Raw genomic sequence first — 1,505 nt, 5'->3', positions numbered from 1 at the left:
TTGATCTGACCCCAAAAAGTTAGACTTAGGATAGCGTAGTAGTTATAATGACTGCTACGCTATCTTTTTTATATTTATACAGTCATATGTTTTATTCTATATTGCTTAGGACTTAACCATCCTAGTTTCTCTTTTATTCTCTCTTCATTATAGTATTTTATATATTTTTCAATAGCTAATTTCAGTTTCCCATAACTATTATATGTTGTTCCATAGTATATCTCTTGTTTTAATATTCCGAAGAAATTCTCCATTACCGAATTATCCAAACAATTTGCTTTTCTAGACATACTTTGGTAAATACGTTCTTCTTTTAACCTTTTCGAGTATGCCTTCATTTGATAAGCCCATCCTTGATCAGAGTGGAAAGTTCTCCTATAAGGGGATTTAGCTGTGACTTTAATAGCTTTTTCTAGTGCATCCATTATATTTTTAGCTGATGGGCTCTCGCTTATACTATAGCTTATTATCTCACCATTATACATATCCATAAATGGATCTAAATAAAGTTTCTTTACTACTAATTTACCTCTCTCATTAACTTCATAATATTTAAATTCAGTTGTGTCTGTAGTGATTTTTTGATGTGGAATATTAGTATTGAATCGTCTTCTAATTCTATTCTTAGCTGTTTTTCCAATTTTCCCTTTATATGAATTGTATTTTCTACTTTTTCTAGTGAATGATGTAACCTGTAAGCCTAATTTTTGTATAATTCTTTGAACTTTCTTTTTGTTTATAATATATCCTAAATTACGTAACGCACCATATATACGTCTATAACCATAATCTTTGTTATTCTTTCTTATTTCTAATATTTTCTCTTCGATTTCTTTATCTGGATTAACTCTATCGAATCTCTTCTGCCAGTACATATATGTTGCTTTTGGCATTTTCGCATATAAAAGAAGGTCTTTAAGTATGAATTCTCCTCGGAGACTGCTTATAATTCGCGCCTTCTTTTCATTTCTGCTTCTTCCGCTAAACGCAGTCTCCTCGCTTCTTTTAAAAATGCATTTTCTATCCTTAGTTGTAGTAATTTATCTTCTAATTCTTTTACATATTCTTTAGATATATTATCATTTGTGGTTTGACTTGTTGTTTCCTTACTTAACTTTTTAGGTGATTTAGCCATTAAGATTTTCCGACCTTTCCTTCGTTCTCTCAATGCATCAGGACCAGCTACTCTAAAGCGATTAACCCAGTTACAAATAAGTGCTGGATTATTTATACCTTCTTGTAAAGCTAAGTCATTGTATGAGAGTTCACTTGTTAAGTATAATTCTACAACATATATCTTTTTTTCGAAAGGATATTCTTCATTTTTTCTTGAACGATATAATCCTTCATCTCCATATTTCTCATATTTGGCAACCCAAATTTCAATATTATTATGAGATTTTATAGCATGCTTTTTCGCTAACAATCTTATGCTTATGTTTTCATTTATATACTCTAGTACGACTTTCTTTTTAAATTCAAAATTATATTTAGTCATAAAAATA

The 1,505-nt window shown here is 29.6% G+C and carries 2 protein-coding genes; both read right to left on the bottom strand.

Annotated features, from left to right (window positions below; genetic code table 11):
• Nucleotides 1–74: 74 nt before the first annotated feature.
• On the bottom strand, nucleotides 75–1,013 hold the full coding sequence (locus ACO6OL_RS08645; RefSeq protein ID WP_485502838.1) for an IS3 family transposase: 939 nt from the start codon (nucleotides 1,011–1,013) through the stop codon (nucleotides 75–77).
• Nucleotides 944–1,505: helix-turn-helix domain-containing protein (locus tag ACO6OL_RS08640; RefSeq protein ID WP_485502837.1), on the bottom strand; the 562-nt coding region annotated here is incomplete at its 5' end. The genes ACO6OL_RS08640 and ACO6OL_RS08645, both read right to left, overlap by 70 nt.

Source organism: Gemella sp. (assembly GCF_057272915.1).
This window is presented reverse-complemented; position numbering and strand designations above follow the sequence as displayed.